Source organism: Pseudidiomarina tainanensis, assembly GCF_004214835.1.
Taxonomy (GTDB): domain Bacteria; phylum Pseudomonadota; class Gammaproteobacteria; order Enterobacterales; family Alteromonadaceae; genus Pseudidiomarina; species Pseudidiomarina tainanensis.
In genome coordinates this window covers 1,681,866-1,707,109 of sequence record NZ_PIQJ01000001.1, presented here as the reverse complement: position 1 = coordinate 1,707,109, position 25,244 = coordinate 1,681,866, and the positions used below count along the sequence as shown (strand labels likewise).

Here is a 25,244-nt window from a genome sequence, read left to right as displayed (position 1 = left end):
CATGTCTATGGACGCTTTAGAGCAACTCCCATTGCGCAAATTTACTGAAGATGCGTACCTGAATTACTCCATGTATGTGATCATGGATCGTGCTCTGCCGCACATTGGTGATGGTTTAAAACCAGTTCAGCGCCGCATCATTTATGCGATGTCTGAACTTGGTCTATCGGCACTAGCGAAATATAAGAAATCAGCGCGTACTGTCGGTGATGTTCTAGGTAAGTTTCACCCACACGGTGATAGTGCATGTTATGAAGCCATGGTCTTGATGGCGCAACCATTTTCGTATCGCTATCCATTAGTTGATGGACAGGGAAACTGGGGTTCGCCAGATGACCCGAAATCGTTTGCAGCAATGCGTTATACCGAAGCACGCCTATCACGATTTAGTGAGGTTTTGCTCAGCGAACTTGGCCAAGGCACTGTAGATTGGGCGCCAAACTTTGATGGCACCATGAAAGAGCCGCGCATGCTACCGGCTCGTTTACCACATATTTTGCTAAATGGTGTTACCGGTATCGCGGTTGGAATGGCCACTGATATTCCGCCCCACAACGTACGTGAAGTAGCGCAGGCTTGCGCATTGCTACTGGAAAAACCGAGCGCTGATTTAGCTGAAGTAATGGAGCACTTGCGTGGTCCGGACTATCCAACGGATGCGGAAGTCATCACGCCTCATCAAGAAATCGTGAAGATCTATGAGTCTGGGCGTGGCACGATTCGTATGCGCGCGAAGTATCACATGGAAGACGGTGAGGTGGTTATCACGGCGTTGCCACACCAAGCCTCCGGTGCCAAAGTACTCGAACAAATTGCCGCCCAAATGCAAGCGAAGAAGTTACCAATGGTGACTGATTTACGTGATGAATCAGACCACGAAAACCCGACTCGCTTAGTCATTGTGCCGCGCTCGAATCGCATCGATGTCGAGCAAATGATGCAACATTTGTTTGCGACAACTGACCTTGAGAAAAACTATCGTGTCAATTTGAACATGTTAGGGCTCGATGGTCGACCGCAAGTAAAATCAATTCTAAGTGTTCTGAAAGAATGGTTGGTATTCCGCCAAGATACCGTCACCCGTCGTCTGCAGTATCGTCTAGACAAAATCTTAGCGCGCTTACACATTTTAGAAGGCTTGTTAATTGCTTATCTAAATATCGATGAAGTGATTGCTATCATTCGTCATGAAGATGAACCTAAAGCTGTTCTTATGGAACGTTTTGGACTCACCGACACGCAAGCTGAAGCAATTCTTGAATTGAAATTACGTCATTTAGCAAAACTTGAAGAGTTTAAGCTAAAAGGTGAGCAAGACGAGCTCGAGCAAGAACGTCAACAACTTGAATTGTTGCTCAGCTCAGATCGTCGTATGAAGACACTTATTCGCAAAGAGATTCTTGCGGATGCAGAAAAATATGGTGATGACCGCCGTTCGCCACTTATCGAACGCCAAGAGGCGAAGGCTCTGAGTGAGCGAGATTTAACGCCAGCTGAAGCCGTGACTGTGGTGCTCTCGAAAAAGGGTTGGGTACGTGCTGCCAAAGGTCATGATATTGATGGCGCTAGCTTAGCGTATAAATCGGGCGACAGTTATTTGGCTCAGGCCGAAGGAAAAAGCAATCAGCAAGTGGTATTTCTTGATAGCTCCGGCCGCAGTTATTCTTGTGAAGCACACGGATTACCGTCAGCAAGAACACAAGGTGAGCCATTAACTGGCCGCTTTAGTATGGTTGCAGGTGAAACGGTCGATCAAGTGCTTATGGCGAAAGATGACCAGCGTTATCTATTAGCTTCAGATGCAGGTTACGGTTTTGTCTGTAAGTTTGGAGATCTGGTAAGCCGTAATAAGAACGGCAAGGCTATTTTGAATCTCCCAACTGGTGCCAAGATATTACCCCCAAGTACCGTCGGTGATCTCGAAAATGACCTGTTAGCTGTGGTGTCAAATGAAGGTCGTATGTTGTTGTTCCCAGTTCGTGATTTACCTGAGCTAGCAAAAGGTAAGGGAAATAAAATGCTCAGTATTCCGACGTTGCGAGCACAATCACGAGAAGAATACGTGGTTGCGGCTGCTGTCGTCCCAGCAGACAGCCCGATTACTTTACTCGCAGGCAAGCGCAAGCTGACGTTAAAGCCTTCAGATCTTGAGCATTATCGCGGTGAACGTGGTCGTCGTGGTAATAAATTACCACGTGGATTACAGCGAGTTGATGCAATTACTGTTGAAAATCAAGACTGATCGGACGTTTTTCGGCGCCTAACAGGTTATACTAGCGGGCATTGGTGATTAAGGAGACTACATGCTCGCTGTTTTACGTATAGTACTGTTAGGTGTTTTTATCGTTGTTGGCAGTACATTGTTATTGTTAATTTGTATTTTTCGTCCATTCCATCGTAACAACACCGCCGTCGCTGCGCATTGGTATGGGCGTATGCATCGGTTATTAGGTGTCAAACTCGATATTCGTATTCCTGACGAAGTCAAAGAAAGCGGCCCGCACGTCTATATTGCAAATCATCAAAATAGTTATGATATTTTCACGCTTGCCAGAGCGATGCCTCTAAACACCGTAAGTATCGGCAAGAAGAGTCTAAAGTGGATTCCATTCTTTGGCCAATTATATTGGCTAGCTGGCAATATTCTTATCGATCGCAAAAATAAAGGCCGTGCTCACGGCACTATAGAACAAGCCGCCGAAGCGATTCGTGAACGTAAACTTTCAATTCTACTGTTTCCGGAAGGCACACGTAGCTATGGCCGTGGTTTACTCCCATTCAAAACCGGCGCGTTCCGTACTGCAATGCAAGCCAATGTCGATATTGTTCCTATTTGCGTGTCAAATTTGCATGGACGGATTAAACTGAATCGATGGAATAACGGCACCGTTATTGTGGAGATGTTAAAACCCGTTAAAATTGCAAATTACAGCGCTGATTCAATTCGAGCTTTAGCAGCTCATTGTCATGAGCTGATGCAGTCGAAAATTAGCGAACTTGATCACGAACTGGCGCAAGGACAAACGACACATGGCTAATGATCTTTCTGAATTATTGAAGCAAAGTGACGAAACTGTTGATGCACTACTAGCTGATGGTGCTGATACCCAAGAAAAATTTCAGATTGAACACCATTTAGTGAGTGCAGATTTTACCAAGCTTGAGAAGGCCGCTGTTGAGTTAGTTAAAGTTGGTTATCATGTTGATGACGCAGATGAGTTCGATCTGGATGATGGCTCACGTTTATTTGCATTTGTAGCTGTTAGTGAGGTAAAACTTGAGAAACAAGTTTTACAAGCACAGACCAAGGAAGTGACCAAGATAGCGGATATCGCAGGTGTCGATTACGATGGCTGGGGCACGTTTTTCGGTGAAGAGGACGAAGAAGAGTAAACTGATTCGCTAATCACCGCGCCCTTTAAGAACAATAATAAAAGGGCAATACATAATGTTAGGTGATTTGGGGCTGGTTGCTGGATTAGCATTACTGATTTTATTGGCGCTGCGTGGCGTCAACATTTTATTGGCTGTACTGATTTCAGTGTTGGTTATTGGCGTAACTAATAACCTCCCCATTGAAGATATATTCCTCAAGCATTTTCCTTTCGGCCCTTCTGGGGCATTCAGCTTTGCTGGTAATTTTCTCCTGCTCTTTCTGTGCGGCGGCCTGTTCGGTCGCGTTATGGCGGCTAGTCATGCGGCGCAGGGCGTTGCTGTTGGAATTATGAGTTGGTTAGGGCAAAAGCGTGCGTTGCTCATCGCTATGCTCGTCTGCGCGGTGTTAACTTACGGCGGAGTGGTCGTATTTGTGGTGATGTTTACCATGTACCCGATTGGCGTCACGTTAATGCGCACCGCGAATATACCACGCCGTTTATATGCGGCAGCGATAGCGCTTGGTGCCGGTACGTTTACCATGACGGCGCTCCCTGGTACGCCATCTATTCATAATGTTATTGCAGCACGAAGCTTGTCGACCGATTTATTTGCTGGCGGTTGGTATGGTGTATTAGCTGCTGTGATTATGGCTGGTCTCGGCATGTGGTATCTGCAACGACAGTGGCATGCAGCTCAGCGGCAGGGCGAGGACTATATCGCGAACGATAAAGATCAACATATGGCAGCGTTGGCGCCCAAAGAGGGCGAGCCGCTGCCAGGCCTAGGGCTTTCGTTAGCGCCTATTATTCTAGTGCTCGCCACGATTATTTTGCCAAGGATTCTACAAAGCATCGGTTTTGATAGTACGTGGCAGCAGTTTGCGTCGACTCAGCCAGTGTTATGGGCAAGTTTTGCCTTATTGGTGGGGAGTGCGCTGTGCTTTGTTCTTTTCCCGCCGGTTCGCAAGCAGTTCGTGCAAGCTGCAGGTCAGGGCGTTGACGACGCTCTATTACCGCTCATCAACACAGCTGCAGTGATTGGCTTTGGTGGTGTGGTCATTCAAACCACCGGTTTTCATGCCTTTGCACAGTGGTTGCTGGCATTAGATATTCCAGCCTTGGTATCCGTATTTGTCTCTGCGAACTTAATTTCCGGGGTAACGGCTTCTGCATCTGGTGGGTTACAGATCTTTATGTCGAGCTTGGCTCCAGCTTACCTTGAGGCAGGAATTGCACCGGAATTGTTACACCGTATTGCTAATTTGGCGGCTGGTGGGCTCGATTCACTGCCGCATTCTGGCGCAGTGATTGCGTTACTTACGTTGATGGGATTGACCCATAAAGAGGCTTATAAAGATATTTTTGTGGTCACGGTGGCGATTCCAATGCTCGCGGCATTGATTGCTGTAGCGGCTGCACTCGTGTTGGTTTAGAACACGAGTGCAGCGTAACGAACGGCAACTAGCAATCACTATCGATATTATAGTGCGGCTATCTTAGCGCGCTGTTGCTGCAACTGATGAAGTGTTTCTTCAGCTTCGGCTTGTTTGGCGCGCTCTTTCTCAATGACTTCTGCTGGCGCCTTGCTAACAAAATTCTCATTGCTTAACTTACGCGTAAACAAATCAAACTCCTTTTGCGCCTTTTCGATTGCTTTATCTAGTCGAGCAAGTTCAGCTGCTGTGTCAATTAAACCAGCCATCGGAATATGAATTTCCATACGAGCCACTAACGCTGTGGCGCTCGCTGGAGCCTCATCGTTTGCCCCTAAGAACGTGACTGATTCTAATTTTGCCAACGCGCTTAAGAAGTTTGCGTTTTGCTCAAGGCGCTGATGAGCCAAGTCATCGGCGTTTTTAAATAAAACCGGTAGTGGCTTGCTTGGGGATAGATTCATTTCACCACGAATGTTACGCACCGCGACGATGACCTGCTTGAGCCATTCCATATCGTCACGCGCGCTAGCAAATTGCTGTGCTTGCACTTGCGGATAAGGCTGCATCATGATGGTATCGCTGCTCACCCCTGCCAGAGGTGCTACACGCTGCCAAATAGCTTCCGTGATAAATGGTAGTAGTGGATGTAATAACCGTAACAACTGTTCTAACACTGAAATTAACGTATGGCGGGTGCCGCGCAGTTGTTCGGCGGTACCATTAAACAGAACAGGTTTGGTAAGTTCTAAATACCAATCGCAGAATTGATTCCAGGTAAATTCATACGCGATGCTTGCCGCTTGGTCGAAGCGATAGTTATCAAGTGCGCTACGGAACTGTTTTACAGTGTCGTTGAGCTGTTCAATAATCCATTGATCGGCAAGTGATAACGTCATTTCACCGCCTTCAACACCGCAATCTTGTTCTTCGGTATTCATCAACACGTAACGGCTAGCATTCCAAAGCTTGTTACAGAAATTACGATATCCTTCGAGACGTTTCATATCCCAGTTAATATCGCGGCCTGTCGAAGCTAATGCCGCCAGGGTGAAACGTAACGCGTCAGTACCATGAGCAGAAATGCCTTCCGGGAATTGTTTTTCGGTACGCTTCTTAATTTTGGCTTCGAGCTGCGGTTGCATCATATTCGCTGTGCGCTTCTGTACGAGCGAATCCAAATCGATACCATCAATCATGTCGAGCGGGTCAAGGACGTTACCTTTTGACTTCGACATTTTTTGACCTTCTTCGTCGCGAATGAGCCCGGTAACGTAAACTGTTTTAAATGGTACTTGCGGTTTACCATTCTCATCTTTGAGGAAGTGCATGGTCATCATGATCATGCGTGCCACCCAGAAGAAGATAATATCGAAGCCCGTTACCAGTACATCCGTAGGATGGAAGGTTTTCAGGTCATCCGTATTTTCTGGCCAACCGAGAGTCGAGAAAGTCCACAGCGCAGATGAGAACCAAGTGTCCAAAACATCGTCGTCTTGACTGAGTTTGATGTCACCTAAATTATGTTTGGCACGAACTTCTGCTTCGTCACGACCGACATAGACATTACCTTGCTCGTCATACCAAGCTGGAATGCGATGCCCCCACCAAAGTTGGCGAGAGATACACCAGTCTTGAATGTCGCGCATCCATGAGAAATACATGTTTTCGTATTGTTTTGGCACAAACTGAATGTCGCCATTTTCAACAGCTTTCGTTGCAACTTCAGCTAACGGTGCCACACGCACATACCATTGGTCGGTTAGGTGCGGCTCAATTGGCACACCACCACGATCGCCATATGGCACTTTATTGGTGTGTTGCTCTGTTTTATCGAGTAAACCCTGTGACTCGAAATCAGCAATGATTTTCTTGCGTGCTTCAAAACGTTCTAAGCCTTGGTATGCGGTCGGCAATGTTCCGTCAAAACCATCAATACTTGGCAGTTCTTCACCGGTCGGGGTGTATAAGCCAGCTATCTCGCGTACGTGTGCGTGATTGTCAAGAATGGCGATCATTGGCAGATTATTTCGTTTGCCAATTTCATAGTCATTAAAGTCGTGGGCCGGAGTGATTTTTACACAACCCGTACCGAATTCTTGGTCGACATAACTATCGGCAATAATTGGAATTTTGCGGCCGACAATTGGTAATTCGACATGCTTACCAATAAGGCTTTGATAACGTTCGTCGTCGGGATGCACGGCAACACAAACATCGCCTAGCATGGTTTCTGGGCGAGTTGTAGCGACGACTAGGTAATTATTGCCATCAGCGGTCGTTGCGCCATCAGCTAGCGGATAGCGCAGGTGCCAAATATGTCCCTGTTGCTCTTTGTTTTCTACTTCAAGATCAGAAATAGCGGTTTGCAGTTTCGGATCCCAATTAACGAGGCGTTTACCACGATAAATTAGGTTTTCTTCATGCAAGCGGACAAAAACTTCTTTCACCGCATTCGATAAACCGTCATCCATGGTGAAACGTTCACGATCCCAATCGACTGAATCACCGAGGCGACGCATTTGCGATGTGATGGTGCCACCTGATTGCGCTTTCCAATCCCAAATTTTATCAATGAAGGCGTCGCGACCTAGCTCTTGACGCGAAACCCCTTGCGCTGCTAGTTGACGTTCCACGACCATCTGCGTTGCGATACCGGCATGGTCACTACCCACTTGCCAAAGTGTATTGTAGCCATCCATACGTTTGTATCGAGTCAGCGTGTCCATAATGGTGTGCTGAAACGCATGCCCCATATGCAAGCTGCCAGTGACATTGGGGGGCGGAATCATGATGCAATATGAATCGCCATGACCCGATGGTTTGAAGTAACCTTGCTTTTCCCAATTTTTATAGAGCTCTTGCTCAATGGCTTGCGGGGAATACGTTTTGTCCATAGAAACCTTCACTTCGTTCTATTTGGTTAATGAATTTATCTGCTCAGATGCTTTTACGGTTTGTAATTCAACACCTTGATGACGATAAGTTTTGTATCTTTCACGTGCGGCCTGACGCTCGTGCTCTGCGGCTGGAACACGTTCTAGTATAAGTCGAGCACCTTGCCAGTTTGGGATGTCGTCCATCAAATTGACAATAGCCGCTGTGCGTCGTTGCGGCACATTCGCTTCGGGCCAGCACAATTCGACAGGCGCGCCTTGTGGCGGACCTTCACCGACGAGGTTGTGCGGTACAAAAGCGTCCACGGGTGCTTGCCATAAGGCTTCATCCAATTGCTCAGCAGCGGCTTGGCTTGGGCACCACACACGCACACTGCGAAACTCACGCCATGCTTGAGTAATGCGCTCGCAAAAGAACTGCAGTTGCTGTTCCTCAGTGAGGTTATCGAGTACGTAGAAAATGCCTTGGGCCATAATGTGCTTAACTTAATCCTGTTCGCCAGAGGCGGTTCGATTAATGATAAATTGGGTTAGCAAAGGAACCGGTCTTCCGGTTGCGCCTTTTTTCGCGCCACTGCGCCATGCTGTGCCGGCGATATCAAGATGAGCCCAATGATACTTTTTGGTGAATCTTGATAAGAAACAGGCTGCGGTAATCGTTCCAGCATCACGTCCACCAAGGTTAGCCATATCAGCAAAAGGACTATCTAGCGCATCTTGATATTCATCCCACAATGGTAATCGCCACGCTCGGTCGCCGCTTTGTTCTGATGCAGATAAAAGCTCATGAGCTAGTGGGTTATGGCTACTCATTAGGCCACTGGCATGATGTCCAAGTGCGACGATGCAAGCGCCAGTTAATGTCGCGATATCGACCACAGCTTCTGGCTCAAAACGCTCGACATAAGTTAGGGTATCACATAATACCAAACGCCCTTCAGCGTCGGTATTTAATACTTCAACGGTTTGACCGCTCATGGTTGTCAGCACGTCGCCCGGCCGATAAGCGCGACCATCTGGCATGTTTTCACAGCCGGCAATGGCGCCGATAACGTTGATTGGTAATTGTAATTCAGCGATGGCTTGCATGGCACCTAGTACGGCTGCAGCGCCACCCATATCGTATTTCATTTCATCCATATTTGCTGCTGGCTTAATCGAAATACCACCAGCATCAAAGGTCAACCCTTTGCCAACTAAAACGATAGGTGCCTGCTCTTTTGCTGCGCCTTGATAATGCAACAGGCTCAACACTGATTCGTTCTCTGAACCACGACCGACAGCAAGGTACGCATGCATCCCGAGTTCAGCCATTTCTTGTTCGGTTACAGCGTTAAACGAGAGGTTATCGTAATTCGTCGCGAGTTCTTCACAACGCTCAGCTAAATATCGTGGTGTGCAAATATTCGGTGGCATGTTCGCCACGTCGCGGCAAATCGACATGCCTTTTGCCACAGCGAGACCATGAGCAATGGCTTTTTCGCTAAGCGGTAATTCACGACGCGTTGGAACGTTAAAAACAAGCTTACGAAGTGGTCGACGCGGCTCTTCTTTACGAGTCTTCAATTGATTGAATGTGTAGAGACCGCCTTGTGCGGCTTCAACCGCTTGGCGCACCTTCCAATAGGTATCACGACCTTTAACGTGGAGCTCACTGAGAAAACAAACCGCCTCCATTGAACCGGTTTCGTTCAAAGTATGGATGGTTTTTTCTATAATTTGTTTATACTGACGTTCATCGAGCTCGCGTTCCTTACCACAACCTACGAGCAATACACGCTCGCTAAATATATTAGGAACGTTGTGTAACAGTAGCATCTGACCTGATTTACCTTCGAGGTCGCCGCGGCGTAATAGGTTACTAAGGTAACCGCCGCTGACTTTATCGAGTTGCTCTGCTACACCGGATAGGCGGCGTGGTTCATAAACACCGACCACGACACAGGCAGAACGTTGCTTTTCAGGACTGCCGCTTTTTACGCTGAACTCCATATGTGCTCCCGTTGGTTGCGGTTGACAGTGGATCGCTGTCGTAGAATAATTCTTGTTAAAATGACAAGTTTACTTAAAATTCGCAGCATTTCCAGTAAAAAGCAATGTTAAGAGTGGGTTTCAGTGCGCATATTTCGCTATTTAATACGTGAAACATTTAAGTCTCAAATCGCCGTATTGGTGGTGTTGATGACTATATTTGTGAGTCAGAAGTTTGTTCGCGTATTGGCTGATGCTTCAGCCGGTGAAATTCCAAGCAACATTGTCATTCAATTGCTCGGATTAAACCTTCCTGCTTTAGCTGCACTTATCCTGCCATTGAGTCTATTTTTAGGTATTTTGTTAGCTCATGGACGTATATATGCCGACAACGAAATGACCGTACTCCATGCTTGCGGTGTCAGCGAATGGTATGTCACACGAGTTACGTTGGTTCTCTCGGTTGTATTGGCGATAATCACTGCGACGATGACGCTTTATCTGGTGCCTTGGTCACTCGAACAAGAGCGCGTTGTTGAAGAAAAAGCGCGCAGTGAAAGCGGACTCAGTGTGATTATGCCAGGACGTTTTCAACAGGCGAGTAACCAGAAGGCGGTGATTTACGTACAAGGATTGACTGATAACGGCGATCTCGATGAGGTATTCGTCGCACAATCATTGCGTGATGAAAATGATCAGGTTATCGGCGGCAGTGTTGTTATGGCTGATCGTGGAAGCGTTCTCGCTGCCGAAACTGGGGCGCAGACACTCGTTTTGAATAATGGCATGCGTTACGCCCAAAGTTTTGTTGAGGGCGAATATCAGATCATGCAATTTGATGATTACCAGTTGCAGATTAAAGAACAAGAGGGATCTGAGTATATCCGTAAACTGGAAGCCTACAGCACCTTAGAACTGATGCAAGAGCAAGATGCTGAAGCCCAGGCAGAGCTGCAGTGGCGTATCGCTATACCGTTAGCTATGCCGCTATTGACACTCATTGCAGTGCCTTTGAGTCGGGTGAATCCGCGTCAGGGCAAGTTCGCGCGAATGGCGCCAGCGTTATTAATATACCTCGGTTATTTTTTGACACTCATGGCGGCACGTTCAGCGGTTGCTGATGAAGCAATCCCGCCAACAATAGGCTTGTGGTGGATACATATTTTGCTATTGGTTTGCGGAGTTGCATTAATCGGTAAAGGAAGACCTTGGGGGCTAAGAGCTATGGCTAAGCTGAAGAGGTCACGCTAATGTTTTCAATTCTTGATCGTTACATTGCGCGCTCGGTGCTAGTCACGTCATTACTCAGTTTGGCCGTGCTGAGTGGTCTTTCAAGTCTGATTCGCTTCGTTGAGCAGTTAAAATCTGTCGGTAAAGGTACTTATTCGGTAGCTGATGCTGGTTTATTTGTGCTCTATAGCCTACCACGCGATATCGAAGTGTTTTTTCCCATGGCCGCATTGCTCGGCGGACTTATCGGCATGGGGATGTTGGCCAGTAACTCTGAGCTTGTCGTGATGCTAGCAGCAGGGCGGTCGCGGTTAAATATTGTCGGTTCCGTAATGAAAGCAGCTGTGGTGATGATGTTAGCGGTTATGGCGATGGGGGAATGGATTGCACCAGAGCTTGAATCACATGGTCGCGAACTGCGAGCTCGGGCGATTTCAGGCGGTAGCTTGATTTCAGCGCAGCAAGGTATATGGGCCCGGGATGGTTTGAGCTTCGTCAATATTGGCGAAGTTGAGAATACGGGAAGACTGCGCGACGTTACTATTTATAATTTTGATCAAAACAATGAATTAGAATCTATCACGCAAGGCAAAACAGCAACATATGCTGCCGATCAATGGCGTCTTGTCGATGTTACGAAAACGCAATATACCCTTGAAAAAATCATTCAATCGTCACAGCCAGCATTTATGTGGCAATCATCGTTAACCCCCGACAAACTTGGGGTGGTGACAGTTAAGCCGGAATCATTGTCGATTCGCGGGTTGGTGGACTATTTAGAATATCTGAAAAGTAACCGACAAGCTGCAGAACGCTACGAGTTAGCGCTTTGGCGTAAGTTATTGGCACCATTAACCGTCGCCGTTATGTTGCTGGTTGCACTGTCTTTTATCTTTGGACCGCTACGTTCAACCACTATGGGGGCACGTATCCTACTGGGGGTAATCACCGGTTTTGGCTTCCATGTCAGTAATGAAATCTTTGGTCCGATGGCACAGGTGTATCAACTGCCACCAGTACTGGGTGCGCTGTTACCGAGTTTATTGTTTGCCGCTTGGGCACTTTGGATGATGGGGCGCCGCGGCAGTTAACCGTGGCGCAGAGCAATCAATATCTATAATTCTTTCCAGTAATAGAGTTGGTTGGCTTCTTTTGACAGGGTAACAAGCTCAGTGCCGGCAGCGTAGTCGTGCCAAGCCCGCCGATTCTTAAAATCGACTAAAACCCACAAGTTACCAAGACCAAATGCGCAGGTGATAATGCGGATGAATGCTTGCTTCTTGGTTAAACGTTGGCCGTGTCGTTGCTGTACTTTTAATCGCCATGCCCGCATACCAATTGTTTGCCCACTGCGCCACCAAAACCAACCGAAAAATAGGCCAAGTACAGTCATTAGATAAATACCGTACAATGGCGTTTGATTCAGCCAATCGGCAGCCGTGAATGATTCGGTAAGCTCAATTATGCCCGCTTTACTGAGTATGCCCGGTAATAACATGGCAATACCCGAGGCCAACATTAATATGGCAACAGCAACCAACAAATCATAAACCATTGCCGCTAAACGTCGAAAGAACCCAGCACTCGGAAAGCTTGCATGAATTTGCGCCGTTGTTCGAGGCGGGTCTTGATTTAATTCTTCAGATTGAACGGTCATTGCTGCTAATCAGTCTCTCATTAAAATTGATGGGTATTATCTTAACCAAAACTGGCGTTGCAACACTAATTTTTAAATCAATTTGCTCATGAAATAATCGAACAAACAAATGTTCATTAAAATGTCTTGATTGACTGTAATGGTTCAGTATAATGCGCACCATACTTCAGCTAGCCAAGCTAGCGCAAAAGTCCCCAGTGCCTGGGTGGCGAAATTGGTAGACGCAGCGGATTCAAAATCCGCCGGGATAAAACCCGTGTCGGTTCGAGTCCGACCCTAGGCACCACTTCCTAAAATCGTTATTCGTTACTGGTTATTCGAAAAAACAAAAGCAAAAGCGTTGTTCGTTATTCGTGCGCTTCGCTGTTCGTCCGCTTCGCTGTTCGATAAATTCAAATCCAATTCTGAGGAATAATTTCTTTAGCTGCAATGAACTTGCGTTCTTAAGCTTTGGTCTTATCTTTAACGAATAACGAATAACGAATAACGAATAACGAATAACGAATAACGAATAACGAATAACGAATAACGAATAACGAATAACCTGTTATGCTTAGGTTATTCTTTCAGTGCAAGAACGCATTGCCAATTTGAGAAATTATGACATCTAAAGAAAACGAAACCCCCGAATATGAAGTAGAGATACCCTCGCGTGAGCAACTTCTCGAAGCAGTAAAAGCGCGCCTTAAGCCAATGCGCTTCGAAGAGTTAATCGAACAATTCCAATTGATCGACGAGCGTCAACATATCGGAATGAAGCGCCGATTGCGGGCCATGGAACGCGACGGCCAACTTATTTATACCAAGGCTAATGCCTACGGTTTGCCAGATCGAATGAATTTAATCAAAGGCAGAGTCATCGGGCATCGCGATGGTTTTGCATTTTGCCGACCGGACGAGGGCGGTGCCGATTTATTTATTCCCCATCACCAAATGTATAACGTGTTGCACGGCGATAAAGTGCTGGTTCAGCAACAAGGCACTGACAGTAAAGGTCGAATTGAAGGACGTGTCGTTCGAGTAATTGAACCACGCCAAGGCGATATTGTTGGACGCTATTTTGTAGAGCACAATATTGGCATGGTCGTGCCCGACGATAGCCGAATTAGTCAGGATATTCTAATCCCCGAAGGGCAAGCTAATGGTGCTCGACATGGGCAAATCGTTGTTGTTGAGATTACTCAGCGGCCAACGCGGCGAAGCAGTCCACTCGGTAACATCACCAAAGTACTTGGTGAACATATGGCACCGGGTATGGAAATTGAAATTGCCATTCGTGAACACGACATTCCAAATACTTGGTCATCGGCGGTAGAGCAAGAGCTGGCGCGATTTGGTGAAACCGTGCCACCGGAAGCCTACGAAGGACGCGTTGACTTACGTGAATTACCACTCATTACAATAGATGGCGATGATTCTCGTGATTTTGACGATGCGGTGTGTGCTGAGCCGCATGGCGACGGCTGGCGATTGTGGGTAGCTATTGCCGACGTTAGTTATTATGTGCGCCCGAATACAGCGCTTGATAAAGATGCCTTAGAGCGCGGGAACTCGGTTTATTTCCCGAACTTTGTGGTGCCAATGTTACCTGAGAAGTTATCCAATGGTTTGTGCTCATTGAACCCTGATGTTGACCGTTTGTGTATGGTTGCTGAAATGGAAATCAATGCGCGCGGTAAATTGCAAAAATCAAAATTCTTTCCAGCGGTTATGAAATCGCACGCGCGTCTCACTTATACCAAAGTTGCGGCGATTTTAGACGGTGAACCCAAACTACGCGCTGAATACGATCACGTGATGAGCAATATTGAGCACTTGCACGGATTATTCAAAGTGCTCAAAAAAGCCCGTCAGCAACGCGCTGCTATAGAATTTGAGACATTAGAAACGCGGTTTATTTTTAATGCGCAGAGAAAGATCGAATCAATAGAACCAGTGCGTCGCAATGTCGCTCATACCATCATCGAAGAATGTATGATTATGGCAAACGTTGCGACTGCCCGCTTAATTGAAGGGCATGAAGAGGCGGGGGCGCTATTTCGGATTCACGAGCCGCCATCAACGGAACGACTCAGCGCATTTCGTAGCTTCCTAGCTGAACTTGGCATCACCATGAAAGGTTCAGATGACCCGAGTCCACGAGATTATACCGAAGTATTGCAGCAAGTCGCTGAGCGCCCTGATGCCGAACTCATCCAGACCATGTTGTTACGCTCCATGCAACAGGCTGTTTATAGCCCAGATAACGCCGGGCATTTTGGCTTGGCGCTGGATGAATATGCGCATTTTACGTCGCCGATTCGTCGTTATCCTGATTTGATTTTGCATCGAGCCATTAAAGCGCTACTGAAAAAACAGCAGGGGCCAAACTCAGCGCTTGAAGGTGCATGGATGTATCCTGATGATCAGCTAGATGAGTTGGGTGCTCATTGTTCAATGACCGAACGTCGCGCTGATGATGCGACGCGCCAAGTCGATGAGTGGCTGAAATGTGAATATATGCAAGATCACATTGGTTCTGAGTTCGGCGGCGTTATTGCATCTGTAACAAACTTTGGTTTGTTTGTGCGTATTGATGACATGCAAATTGATGGTTTAGTGCACATCAGTAACCTGTCGAACGATTATTATCAGTATGATGGCGATAAGCAGATGTTGATTGGTGAAAATAGTCGAATTGTTTATCGATTAGGTGATAAAGTCCGCATCCGCGTCAAATCAGTTGATTTGGATGAGCGCAAAATCGATCTCGACTTGCTGTCTGCAGAAAGCCCTTTAGGCAAAAGCCGCCTACCGCAGGCCCGTCAATCTGGTAAGCGAGACGAACAGCGCAAGCCGCCGGCAAATAGCAAGAAGCAAAAGAAGCAAGCCACGAAAGCACGCATAAAATCGAAGCGAAAAGCGACTGAAGCGGCACGTAAGGGCAAAAAGCCGAAACATAAAAAAGTAAGAAAGTGAGCTAACTATTCCCATGAGCAAGAAGATTACAATATTTGGTATGCACTCGGTTCGAGCTTTGTTAGAGCAACATCCCGAGCGTTTAGTGGAAGTGTTTGCAACGCGCGAACGCCAAGACAAACCTTTGCAGTTATTGGTGAGTCAAGCACAACGCTTAGGCTTACGAGTGCAGTTTGTACCGAAAGCAACGCTGGATAAAAAGGCGGAAGGCGGTAATCACCAAGGCATCGCAATTACAGCGCTTGAAGCGCCGCAGCTCACCGAAAATGATTTGGATAGCTTATGTGAGCAGGCTGGCAACCGAGCATTATTTTTAGTTCTCGATGGCGTCACCGACCCACATAACTTAGGCGCATGTTTACGTACGGCTGATGCTACGGGCGTTACAGCAGTTATTGTTCCGAAAGATAAATCAGCGTCGATTACCCCAGTTGTGCGTAAAGTGGCAAGTGGTGCAGCAGAAACGGTTCCGTTTGTGCAAGTGACCAACTTAGCGCGCACCCTTAGGCAACTGCAAGACAAGCAAATTTGGGTAATTGGTACCGCCGGTGAAGCGACCCAAGAACTATACGCTGTCGACCTAAAAGGGCCAGTAGCAATTGTCATGGGAGCTGAGGGTGATGGCATGCGTCGACTCACTCGCGAAACGTGCGATGAATTAATTAAGATTCCATTGCTGGGCACCGTAAGTAGTTTAAACGTATCGGTAGCGACAGGCGTGTGTTTATATGAGGCGGTGCGACAGCGTCATGGCAGTTAAACGCGGTTGGAAACCGCTATTTATAGCGGCATTAGTTATTGTGATGCTGGCTTTGGCGTGGTTACCACTCGGCGATCTTGACCCTGGCGAGCGCTCGAACAAGCCATTTTTATATGTGACCTACCAAGTACAGGCAACCGCCGACGCTCAGCAGCTAGAGGATGTCTTATTTGATGTGCGCGAGCGTATTGAAAGTCGCCATGAATGGCGACTTTTAGACCAGCAGGAAAGTTATGGTTGGCAATTAGAAGTTACTGTTTCACATAATGAATTATTGCAGATAAATGGCCAACTGAATGCGCCATCAACTGAAGGCAACGCCAGCTCAGTCCAACGTTTTAAAGTGCAGGGGCCTATGGCAACTTTCGGTGCATTACCAGAACAGTATGTGAAAATTTTAATTGAGCTTGTAGAAAACGGCCACGAAGCGCAATCAAACTTGTGATTGCAACCGTTATAGGCTAAAATCCCGCCGCTTAAATCAGTCTGAAGTATTTTATTCATTTAAAAAGCGTTCCTTGCTGCTGAGGGTGTGACTGAGCCAGTTAGTAGCTATGAACCATAAGGAGCAGAAATGCGTCATTATGAAATCGTATTCATGGTCCATCCCGACCAGAGCGAGCAAGTACCTGGCATGATCGAGCGTTACAGCGAGACCATTAAATCAGGTAACGGTACCATTCATCGTTTAGAAGACTGGGGCCGTCGTCAGTTGGCATACCCAATCAACAAGTTGCACAAAGCACACTATGTGTTGATGAACATCGAAGCGACTGCTGAAGTTGTTGAAGAGTTGGAAACAGCTTTCCGCTACAACGATGCAGTATTACGTAGCATGATCATGCGCAAGAAAGAAGCAGTAACTGAAGCTTCTCCATTGAGCAAGAAAGACGAGCCGCGTAAGAGCGAAAGCCGTAACGAAGAGCAAGACGACAGCGAAGCGGCATAAGCCAATACGTTGTGTCTACTACTGTGGAGCCTGTGCAAAATCACTATCAAGTCAGTGGCTCGGTTATAAAACCGCCGCAATTGACGCACAGCCCGGCCGGCATTAGCCATTTACGATTTGTTCTAGAACACTTGTCTGAGCAAATTGAAGCCGGATTACCGCGCCGCAGCTATGTTCGTATAGTTGTTGTAATAAGCGGTGATAGCGCAGCACAGTGGGCAAAAGAATTAAACGTTGGAACTGCAGTACAAGTCACTGGTTTTTTGAATCGAATTGAAGATAAAAACGGTATTGGCAAATTGGTACTACACGCCCAGCAACTTGTGAAGATTTGAGGAGACCATCATGGCTCGTTTTTTCCGTCGCCGTAAATTCTGCCGCTTTAAGGCTGAAGGCGTTAAAGAAATTGATTACAAAGATATCGCTACTCTGAAAAACTATATCACTGAGAGTGGCAAAATCGTTCCTAGCCGCATCACTGGCACTTCTGCGAAGTACCAGCGTCAGTTGGCGCGTGCAATTAAACGTGCACGTTACTTGTCGTTGCTGCCTTACACTGATTCACATCAGTAAGCCGGCATCGCGAACGATCTCAGAAACTCAGAGGTAGCGTACAATGGAAATCATTCTATTAGACAAAATTGCCAACTTAGGTAGCTTGGGTGACCAGGTTTCAGTTAAGTCTGGCTATGCACGTAACTTTTTGTTCCCACAAGGTAAAGCAGTTCCTGCAACCGAAGCGAACATTAAAGTATTTGAAGAGCGTCGTGCTGAACTTGAAGCTAAATTGGCAGAAGAGTTAGCGGCTGCGCAAGCACGTGCAGAGAAAATCAATGCACTTGAGCCTGTAGTAATCAGCTCTAAAGCTGGTGACGAAGGTAAATTGTTTGGTTCAATCGGTACTCGCGACATCGCTGATGCAGTTACTGCTGCTGGCGTAGACGTTGTGAAAGCTGAAGTATTGTTGCCAAACGGCACCTTGCGTGAAGTTGGTGAATACGATATCGAGTTGCACTTGCACTCAGACGTATTTGCAACTGTTAAATTGCAAGTTGTTGCTGCTGACTAATTTAGTCACAGTTAGACAATCAAAAGAGCTGTCCATTTGGGCAGCTTTTTTTTTGGAAATTTTTCGAGCCGCGTAAACCTTGCTAATTATTCCTGCGACTAAAGAAGCAAGACAAATGCAACAAGCTGTACCAACTGCAATCAAGGACTAACAGTGACAGCCCAGATTCTTACATCAACACAGTTTGACGACCCTGATATTGCGCTGGTGAAACGCGCTGCAGGAGGTGATCTCGAAGCTTTTCGTGACATCTACGAGCGTCATCATCGACACGTCTATGGATTGGTTCTGCGCTTGGCAGCAGATCAGGACGCTGCGCAAGACGTGACGCAGGAGGTATTTATTCAGTTGTGGAAAAACCTCGAGCGCTTTCGTGGTGAAAGTAAATTTAGCACTTGGTTACATACAGTGGCGACGCGAGTTGCCATTACCGAGTTACGCAAGCAAACCAAGCGATTGAATAAATTACAGCTTGCTGGAGATGACCAGGTGCAATATGAACAACAGCTTGTGCATGAAGATAGTGCTGACTTGAATGTGCTTGACCAACTACTTACGCGGTTACCGTTACAGATGCGCTGGGTTTTCGTGTTGCATTGCTTAGAGGGTATGCGCCACGAAGACGTTGCCGATGAGTTAGGTATCGCAGTGGGAACAAGCAAAGCTCAAGTGCATCGCGCCCGTGGTCTTTTAGAGGAGTGGCTTAGCTATGACAACGCCTGAGAAACAAACCCCAAAACTTGATGCGCTTATTCAGCACGCTACGGAAGAAAACCGTGAGGTTACGCCACCGCGCGATCTTTGGCGAGGTATTGAGGCGAGTATAAGCCGTGGCCAAGTGACGTTGAAGCGCCAGTCTCATCATTATTGGCTTTGGTTTACCAGTGCGGCCGCTTCACTATTTGTTGTCGCCGGTATTACCTTGAGTTTATCAATGAATTCAGGAAGTAACGCTGTAAATGGACAACAGCTTGAATTGCTAACTATGGTGAACCAGCAACATCAGCAACAACGTCAAATTCTATTAACGAACTTTGAAGATGCCGGATTACAGCCGTCATTTTCAGAGCTACAAGCGGAACTCGATCAACTGCGTAGCGCTGCTGTGCAAGTAACTGAGCAACTACGTCTTGATCCTGATAACAGCGAGCTATGGCAGTTTTTGCAATGGTTACATCAACAAGAACTCGATTTATTAAAAGTCATGTATCAACAACCACGCACCTATCAACAGGTGTAAGAGGAGTACAACCATGAAAGTATTAAATATGTTGATTGGCGCCGTCATGATTGCGCTATCGTTTTCAGCGCACGCGCAAGGTGAACGTGTGGACCAGAAGCTCGATATTCCAGCGAATGCGCGCGTTGTCATCGATACCATGCGTGGTGATGTCGATATTCGTGGCGGATCAAAAAACGTTGCTCACGTAGCTGGGCGTTTAGATAAACATGCAGAGAAGTTTGTGTTTGAGTTAAATGGCGACACCCTGACGATTAAAGTTGAAATGCCAAAGCGTGGCAATTACAACGACGACGATGGTAATGAATTAACCATCACGCTGCCGGAAACGGCAAGAGTTGAAGCGCGAGGTGTTTCAGTTGACTTTACCTTGGCTAACTTTACGTCTTCGGTGACTGTAAATACAGTGAGCGGTGACATTGACGCAGAAAAACTGACCGGTAAGTTGCAGTTAGAATCAGTGAGCGGTGATATTGAAGCTAAATCGCTTTCCGGTGAGTTGGCATTACGCAGTGTGAGCGGTGATGTGAAAGATGATGGTAGCGATAGTTCACGTGCGACTTACTCAACTGTTAGTGGCGATGTAGAGGTCAAGACAAATGCTAATGTTGTGCGCGTTGAGGCTGTTTCCGGCGAAGTCGAGCTTGCTTTACAACGTATCGAATCACTTCACGTCAATAGCGTCAGTGGTGATGTGAAAGCACAATTGGAAGTAGCCCGCGAAGGTCGTGTTAGTGTTGAGAGTGTCAGCGGTGAAGTGACGATGTTGTTTAACGGCTCAATTGATGCTGATATTGACGCGAAGACCAGCGCCGGAGGTACGATTCGTAACCATTTAACGTCACAAAAGGCGGAAGAGTCAGCGTTTGGTATTGGTCAGCGTCTTAATCTTGAACTCGGCGAGCGCAGCGGCTCAATGAGCTTCCGTACGGTCAGCGGCGATATCGTTTTGAAGAAATAAAGTTTGCATTAAAGCAAAGCGAATCAGCAAAATTATGCTGATTCGCTTTCTTACTTGAGCATCATTTTGTATAGTCTCGCTTGGTAACTTCTAAATAGTTCATTGGGACATTCATGGCAGACAAGCGCAACGATAAGCAATCACGGCAAGGACAGCAAAAAGCAAAAGATGCCAAACTTGATGCAATAAAAACACCTCCTCATTCCATCGAAGCTGAGCAGTCAGTCCTTGGTGGCTTGATGCTGGACAATCAAGCGTGGGATACCATTGCCGGTGAGCTGATTGCTGATGATTTTTATCATCGCGGCCATCGTTTAATTTATCGTGCCATGCATCATTTGTCTGAGCGCACGCAACCAATCGATTTAGTTACTGTTTCTGAAGTTCTTGAAATATCAGGTGAACTCCAAGATGTTGGCGGGTTTGCGTATCTCGGAGAAATAGCAAAAAACACGCCGAGCGCAGCGAACATCCGAGCGTATGCTCAAATTGTACGTGAACGCGCAATATTGCGTGAAATGATTGCGGTCGCGAATGAAATTGCTGAGTCTGGGTTTGATACACAAAATCGCACTTCGAGTGAGTTACTTGATCTTGCTGAGAGCAAGGTATTTCAGATTGCAGAAAAGCGAACCAACGAAAATGAAGGTCCACAACCAATTTCCCCGATTTTGCAAAAGACCATTGATAGAATTGACGAATTGAGTCGAAGCAAAAATCATAATGGTATTACCGGAGCATCTACTGGTTTTTACGATCTCGATCAAATGACAGCTGGTTTACAGCCATCCGATCTAATTATAGTCGCGGCCCGGCCATCGATGGGTAAAACAACCTTTGCTATGAACTTGGCGGAAAACATTGCAATGCGTTCCGACAAGCCTGTTTTGGTGTTCAGTTTAGAGATGCCGTCAGAACAAATTATGATGCGTATGCTCGCATCACTCAGTCATGTCGACCAAACCCGTATCCGTACCGGACGACTGGAAGAGGACGAATGGTCACGTATTGCCTCAACCATTAATATTCTCAAAGATAAAAATAACATCTATATTGATGATTCATCTGGCTTAACACCAACGGAAGTGCGTTCACGAGCCCGCCGAGTGTATCGTGAGAGTGGTGGCTTATCGATGATCATGGTCGATTACCTGCAATTAATGACGGTGCCAGGTATGGCCGAAAATAGAACCCTTGAAATTGCTGAAATTTCTCGCTCGCTCAAGGCTCTCGCAAAAGAATTAGAGGTGCCAGTGGTCGCGCTGTCACAGTTGAACCGTTCATTGGAACAACGCACTAACAAACGCCCAGTGAACTCAGACTTACGTGAATCAGGTTCAATTGAGCAAGACGCCGACGTGATTATGTTTATCTATCGTGATGAAGTTTACCACCCAGAAAGTGAAGAGAAGGGTGTGGCAGAAGTCATTATTGGTAAGCAGCGTAATGGTCCAATAGGCAGCGTAAAGCTAAAATTTCAGGGCCATTATTCACGCTTTGATAATTTGGCTAAGATGGAAATGCCAGATGGGCCTGATTATTAGGCCCATCTGTTTAACGACAGTCTTTGCAGAGGCCGTGTGCCTCAATAGTTTGCGAAGCCACTAAGAAACCTTGACCCTCTGCCTGTTTCTTCAACGCATCATACACGCCATCAGATTGAATTTCTTGAACGGAACCACAGCGTTCGCAAATGAGCATTTGTACCGGATGTTGGTGGTCGAAATGACTACATAATACGTAGCTATTTGACGATGTGATCTTGTGAACAAAACCTTGCTCTTGTAAGAAGTCCAAGGCGCGATAAATCGTTGGTGGCTTTGCGTTCGGTACAGCCGCTTTCAGTTTATCAAGTAAATCATAGGCACCAATGGCACCTTCTTGTTCTGCAAGGATCTCAAAAACCTCGCGACGAGCTGGCGTTAGTCGAGCTCCGCGTTGTTCACATAATTTTTCGGCCTTGTTGACGAGGCGCTGGGTTTCTTGTGTGTTCATGAGCAGCAGTTTATCATCGGTTTCATCAGGCGCAAAGCGCCATCTATCAGTGACTTGAAAGGACAACAAATGAAAACAATAAAAGCATTTTGCTGGTTGGCGTTTTTTGCACTGCTCAGTGTGAATGTCTGGGCGGCTGATGAGCCGTCAATTGAGCAATTACAACATCAAATGAATCGTGGTGAAATTACCAGTGTTTCTTTGGTTGAACGTTATTTAGACCGAATCGCTCGGCATAATCGTGATGGCGCTGAACTGCAGGCTGTCATTACCGTGCAAGATAGAGAAAAATTAATTGAAATTGCAAAGCAACTCGATGAACAGCGCAAGGCGGGACAAGTGCGCAGCGCCATGCATGGTATCCCGGTTCTATTAAAAGACAATATAGATACGGCCGATGGCATGCCCAATACCGCTGGCTCGTATTTACTGCGCAATCATATGCCACCGGATGATGCATTTATTGTTGAGAAACTACGCGAAGCTGGCGCCATTATTCTGGGTAAAGCAAACTTGAGTGAGTGGGCAAATTTTCGTTCAACGAATTCATCATCGGGTTGGAGTAGCCAGGGTGGACTTGTTAAAAATCCATATGATCAATCGCGCACTGCTTGCGGTTCAAGCTCAGGCTCAGCAACAGCAGTAAGTGCTAACTTTATTACTGTTGCTGTAGGCACTGAGACTGATGGTAGCCTAGTTTGCCCAGCAGCCATTAACGGTATTGTGACTATTAAACCAACAGTAGGTCTACTGAGTCGCGATGGCATCATTCCTATTTCGGCGAGCCAAGACACCGCTGGGCCAATGGCGCGCAGTGTCGCCGATGCAGTTCATTTGTTGCAGGCCATGCGTGGCGTAGATGACTCAGATACTGCGAGTTATAACGACACCACGAACTATATTAAGCACCTGAAGACTGATGGTTTGAAAGGTAAACGGATTGGCGTGATGCGTGATTTAGCCGGTTACAATACCGAGTTAGACGAAGTATTCAATGGCCGTATTGAACAATTGAAAGCAGCGGGCGCGATCGTTGTTGATGGCCTCGAGTTTCCTAATGGTCGTAACTGGGGTGGCGATGAATACACGGTTTTATTGTACGAGTTCGCCCATGGCATGCGTGACTATTTTGAGCAGAGCCCTCATCCTGAGTTTAGCTCATTGGAAGATCTTATTGCTGCGAATAAGGCAAATGCGGGCATTACTATGACTTGGTTCGGACAAGAGTTATTCGAAATGTCGGTATCACGCCAAGCGGACAAAGAGGCTTACGAACAGGCGAAAGTTGATGCTAAACGTAAAGCCGGTGCAGAAGGAATCGATGCGGTGTTAAACGAACATCAATTGGATTTATTAATTGCACCAACGGTATCCCCAGCTTGGAAGATAGACTTAATTAATGGTGATCATTTCACAGGTTCAGCAAGCGGCGCTGCTGCAGTAGCTGGATATCCTCACATTACCGTACCAATGGGATTTGTTCAGCATATGCCTGTGGGCTTGAGCTTTTTTGGAACCGCTCGCAGTGAAGCGCTACTAATTGAAGCGGCTCACGCGTTTGAGCAGATGACCCAAGCGCGCCGTGCACCAGTTGTGGCTAGCCCTCACTAGGAGAGAATGGTAGAATCGCGCGCTCGAATTTAAGCCGCTGTGAAGACGTACGATGAATTACTATGATGCCGACAAGTTGATTGCTATTGCGCCGATGCTCGATTGGACCGATCGGCATTGTCGGTATTTTCATCGGTTATTGACTAAAAAATCCGTGTTATACACTGAAATGGTGACGACGGGCGCGATAATTCACGGCAAGATGGACTTTTTACAGTTTAACTCTGAAGAGCAACCTGTCGTTTTGCAACTCGGTGGCAGTGATCCTGGCGCAATGGCAGAGTGCACCGCACGGGCGGCTGAGCGTGGCTATCACGAAGTAAATATTAATGTCGGTTGTCCTTCAGACCGTGTGCAAAACGGTAGTTTTGGCGCTTGTCTGATGGCCGAACCTGATACTGTTGCTGCATGTGTAAAGGCAATGCGCGAAGCGGCGCCAAATACAATTGTTTCAGTCAAAACGCGGCTGGGCATTGATGAGCATGACAGCGATGAGTATCTTCAGGCGTTTCTTGAACCGGTGATGGATGCCGGATGCCAGCACTTCACCTTACATGCGCGCAATGCGTGGCTAAAAGGCTTAAGCCCGAAGCAAAACCGTGATGTTCCGCCGTTACGTTACGACCGCGTTTATCGTATGAAGGAACGTTTCCCACATCTGCACATCTCAATTAACGGCGGTATTAAAACGCTCGCCGAAATTAATACCCATCTGCAGTATGTTGATGGCGTAATGATTGGCCGCGAGGCTTATCAAAATCCTTATCTTCTAACCCAGTTCGATGAGTTATTAGGTCATCAACGTCATGTTGATGTCGAAGCCGTTATCGAGACTATGATCGCGTACACAGACCGCCATGTTGAGCAAGGTGGCCGCCCATGGCACGTATTGCGACACATGATTGGCTTATTTCAAGGTGGTCCCGGTGCGAAAAAATGGCGCCAAGTACTCAGTCAACTTGGTCCTCAAGCCATCGCCGCTCGCCCTGTACTTGACGCAGCCTATGCGGAAGTTATGTCAGCACGTGCGCATTTTGCCGAAAATTTAGCTAATTTCACAAACGAAATGAGTTAGCTTTTATTTTGCATCAATTTAGTCTTGCGCTATTCCGAATTAAAAATAGATAAATTAAGTT

At 46.8% G+C, this 25,244-nt stretch carries 24 protein-coding genes and 1 tRNA gene; 20 read left to right on the top strand and 5 right to left on the bottom strand.

Features of this window, described 5'->3' with window-relative positions; translation table 11 throughout:
• The first annotated feature begins 1 nt into the window (after position 1).
• The 4 genes from parC to CWI82_RS08325 all read left to right on the top strand — a co-directional run bounded on the left by parC (position 2) and on the right by CWI82_RS08325 (position 4,810).
• The gene (gene parC / locus CWI82_RS08340) at positions 2-2,242 is read left to right on the top strand and encodes a DNA topoisomerase IV subunit A (protein ID WP_130203147.1); all 2,241 of its coding nucleotides are present in this window, start codon (positions 2-4) and stop codon (positions 2,240-2,242) included.
• A 61-nt stretch (positions 2,243-2,303) separates the two neighbouring features.
• The gene (locus CWI82_RS08335) at positions 2,304-3,038 is read left to right on the top strand and encodes a 1-acylglycerol-3-phosphate O-acyltransferase (protein WP_092854155.1); all 735 of its coding nucleotides are present in this window, start codon (positions 2,304-2,306) and stop codon (positions 3,036-3,038) included.
• Positions 3,031-3,393 carry a ribonuclease E inhibitor RraB gene (gene rraB, locus CWI82_RS08330; RefSeq protein ID WP_130203146.1) on the top strand — a complete coding sequence of 121 codons (363 nt, stop codon included), beginning with the start codon at positions 3,031-3,033 and terminating at the stop codon, positions 3,391-3,393. The genes CWI82_RS08335 and rraB overlap by 8 nt, the downstream gene beginning before the upstream one ends.
• Before the next feature lie 55 nt (positions 3,394-3,448).
• Positions 3,449-4,810 (top strand): GntP family permease, encoded by a 1,362-nt coding sequence (locus CWI82_RS08325; protein ID WP_130203145.1) that lies wholly within the window; start codon positions 3,449-3,451, stop codon positions 4,808-4,810.
• Between the two features lie 47 nt (positions 4,811-4,857).
• Here CWI82_RS08325 and CWI82_RS08320 read toward each other — a convergent pair whose 3' ends face one another.
• The 3 genes from CWI82_RS08320 to pepA are packed head-to-tail and all read right to left on the bottom strand — an operon-like array spanning position 4,858 to position 9,699.
• Entirely contained in the window at positions 4,858-7,707 is a 2,850-nt protein-coding gene (locus tag CWI82_RS08320) for a valine--tRNA ligase (protein WP_130203144.1), read from the bottom strand.
• 18 nt (positions 7,708-7,725) lie between these two features.
• Positions 7,726-8,181, bottom strand: a complete 456-nt coding sequence (locus CWI82_RS08315) for a DNA polymerase III subunit chi (protein ID WP_092854163.1) — start codon at positions 8,179-8,181, stop codon at positions 7,726-7,728.
• 12 nt (positions 8,182-8,193) lie between these two features.
• On the bottom strand, positions 8,194-9,699 hold the full coding sequence (pepA, locus tag CWI82_RS08310; protein WP_130203143.1) for a leucyl aminopeptidase: 1,506 nt from the start codon (positions 9,697-9,699) through the stop codon (positions 8,194-8,196).
• Between the two features lie 123 nt (positions 9,700-9,822).
• On the opposite strand from pepA, the gene lptF reads away from it, so the two are divergent.
• Together lptF and lptG are read left to right on the top strand one after the other, a co-directional pair.
• Positions 9,823-10,929: an LPS export ABC transporter permease LptF gene (gene lptF, locus CWI82_RS08305; protein ID WP_130203142.1), complete on the top strand. Its 1,107-nt coding sequence runs from the start codon at positions 9,823-9,825 to the stop codon at positions 10,927-10,929.
• Positions 10,929-11,999 carry an LPS export ABC transporter permease LptG gene (gene lptG / locus CWI82_RS08300; RefSeq protein ID WP_092854169.1) on the top strand — a complete coding sequence of 357 codons (1,071 nt, stop codon included), beginning with the start codon at positions 10,929-10,931 and terminating at the stop codon, positions 11,997-11,999. Before lptF ends, lptG begins: the two co-directional genes overlap by 1 nt.
• A gap of 23 nt (positions 12,000-12,022) precedes the next feature.
• Here lptG and CWI82_RS08295 read toward each other — a convergent pair whose 3' ends face one another.
• Positions 12,023-12,565 (bottom strand): RDD family protein, encoded by a 543-nt coding sequence (locus CWI82_RS08295; protein WP_092854171.1) that lies wholly within the window; start codon positions 12,563-12,565, stop codon positions 12,023-12,025.
• 199 nt (positions 12,566-12,764) lie between these two features.
• Here CWI82_RS08295 and CWI82_RS08290 point away from each other — a divergent pair.
• The 12 genes from CWI82_RS08290 (at position 12,765) to dnaB (ending at position 22,046) form a co-directional block, all read left to right on the top strand.
• Positions 12,765-12,851: transfer RNA gene (locus CWI82_RS08290), tRNA-Leu, on the top strand.
• A gap of 314 nt (positions 12,852-13,165) precedes the next feature.
• Positions 13,166-15,523, top strand: coding sequence for a ribonuclease R (gene rnr, locus CWI82_RS08285; protein WP_130203141.1), 2,358 nt, complete (start codon positions 13,166-13,168; stop codon positions 15,521-15,523).
• A 13-nt stretch (positions 15,524-15,536) separates the two neighbouring features.
• On the top strand, positions 15,537-16,283 hold the full coding sequence (gene rlmB, locus CWI82_RS08280; RefSeq protein ID WP_130203140.1) for a 23S rRNA (guanosine(2251)-2'-O)-methyltransferase RlmB: 747 nt from the start codon (positions 15,537-15,539) through the stop codon (positions 16,281-16,283).
• Positions 16,273-16,728, top strand: a complete 456-nt coding sequence (locus CWI82_RS08275) for a hypothetical protein (RefSeq protein ID WP_092854177.1) — start codon at positions 16,273-16,275, stop codon at positions 16,726-16,728. Before rlmB ends, CWI82_RS08275 begins: the two co-directional genes overlap by 11 nt.
• 129 nt (positions 16,729-16,857) lie before the next feature.
• Complete coding sequence (gene rpsF, locus CWI82_RS08270) at positions 16,858-17,232, top strand: 30S ribosomal protein S6 (protein ID WP_092854179.1); 375 nt, start codon at positions 16,858-16,860, stop codon at positions 17,230-17,232.
• A gap of 11 nt (positions 17,233-17,243) precedes the next feature.
• Positions 17,244-17,567, top strand: coding sequence for a primosomal replication protein N (gene priB, locus CWI82_RS08265; RefSeq protein WP_233340218.1), 324 nt, complete (start codon positions 17,244-17,246; stop codon positions 17,565-17,567).
• A 10-nt stretch (positions 17,568-17,577) separates the two neighbouring features.
• Positions 17,578-17,805, top strand: a complete 228-nt coding sequence (gene rpsR, locus CWI82_RS08260) for a 30S ribosomal protein S18 (RefSeq protein WP_006956988.1) — start codon at positions 17,578-17,580, stop codon at positions 17,803-17,805.
• A 43-nt stretch (positions 17,806-17,848) separates the two neighbouring features.
• The gene (rplI, locus tag CWI82_RS08255) at positions 17,849-18,301 is read left to right on the top strand and encodes a 50S ribosomal protein L9 (RefSeq protein ID WP_092854183.1); all 453 of its coding nucleotides are present in this window, start codon (positions 17,849-17,851) and stop codon (positions 18,299-18,301) included.
• Between the two features lie 153 nt (positions 18,302-18,454).
• Positions 18,455-19,024, top strand: a complete 570-nt coding sequence (locus CWI82_RS08250) for an RNA polymerase sigma factor (RefSeq protein WP_233340217.1) — start codon at positions 18,455-18,457, stop codon at positions 19,022-19,024.
• Positions 19,011-19,541, top strand: coding sequence for a hypothetical protein (locus CWI82_RS08245; RefSeq protein WP_130203139.1), 531 nt, complete (start codon positions 19,011-19,013; stop codon positions 19,539-19,541). Before CWI82_RS08250 ends, CWI82_RS08245 begins: the two co-directional genes overlap by 14 nt.
• A gap of 13 nt (positions 19,542-19,554) precedes the next feature.
• Positions 19,555-20,502 carry a DUF4097 family beta strand repeat-containing protein gene (locus tag CWI82_RS08240; protein ID WP_092854187.1) on the top strand — a complete coding sequence of 316 codons (948 nt, stop codon included), beginning with the start codon at positions 19,555-19,557 and terminating at the stop codon, positions 20,500-20,502.
• 113 nt (positions 20,503-20,615) lie between these two features.
• Positions 20,616-22,046 carry a replicative DNA helicase gene (dnaB, locus tag CWI82_RS08235; protein ID WP_092854189.1) on the top strand — a complete coding sequence of 477 codons (1,431 nt, stop codon included), beginning with the start codon at positions 20,616-20,618 and terminating at the stop codon, positions 22,044-22,046.
• Positions 22,047-22,056: 10 nt separating this feature from the next.
• On the opposite strand, the gene zur is transcribed toward dnaB, so the two are convergent.
• Positions 22,057-22,497, bottom strand: a complete 441-nt coding sequence (gene zur, locus CWI82_RS08230; protein WP_092856791.1) for a zinc uptake transcriptional repressor Zur — start codon at positions 22,495-22,497, stop codon at positions 22,057-22,059.
• Between the two features lie 69 nt (positions 22,498-22,566).
• On the opposite strand from zur, the gene CWI82_RS08225 reads away from it, so the two are divergent.
• Together CWI82_RS08225 and dusA are read left to right on the top strand one after the other, a co-directional pair.
• A complete protein-coding gene (locus CWI82_RS08225) occupies positions 22,567-24,108 on the top strand; it encodes an amidase (protein WP_130203138.1) in 1,542 nt (513 codons plus the stop codon).
• 52 nt (positions 24,109-24,160) lie between these two features.
• Positions 24,161-25,183, top strand: a complete 1,023-nt coding sequence (dusA, locus tag CWI82_RS08220; protein ID WP_092854194.1) for a tRNA dihydrouridine(20/20a) synthase DusA — start codon at positions 24,161-24,163, stop codon at positions 25,181-25,183.
• Positions 25,184-25,244: the final 61 nt, after the last annotated feature.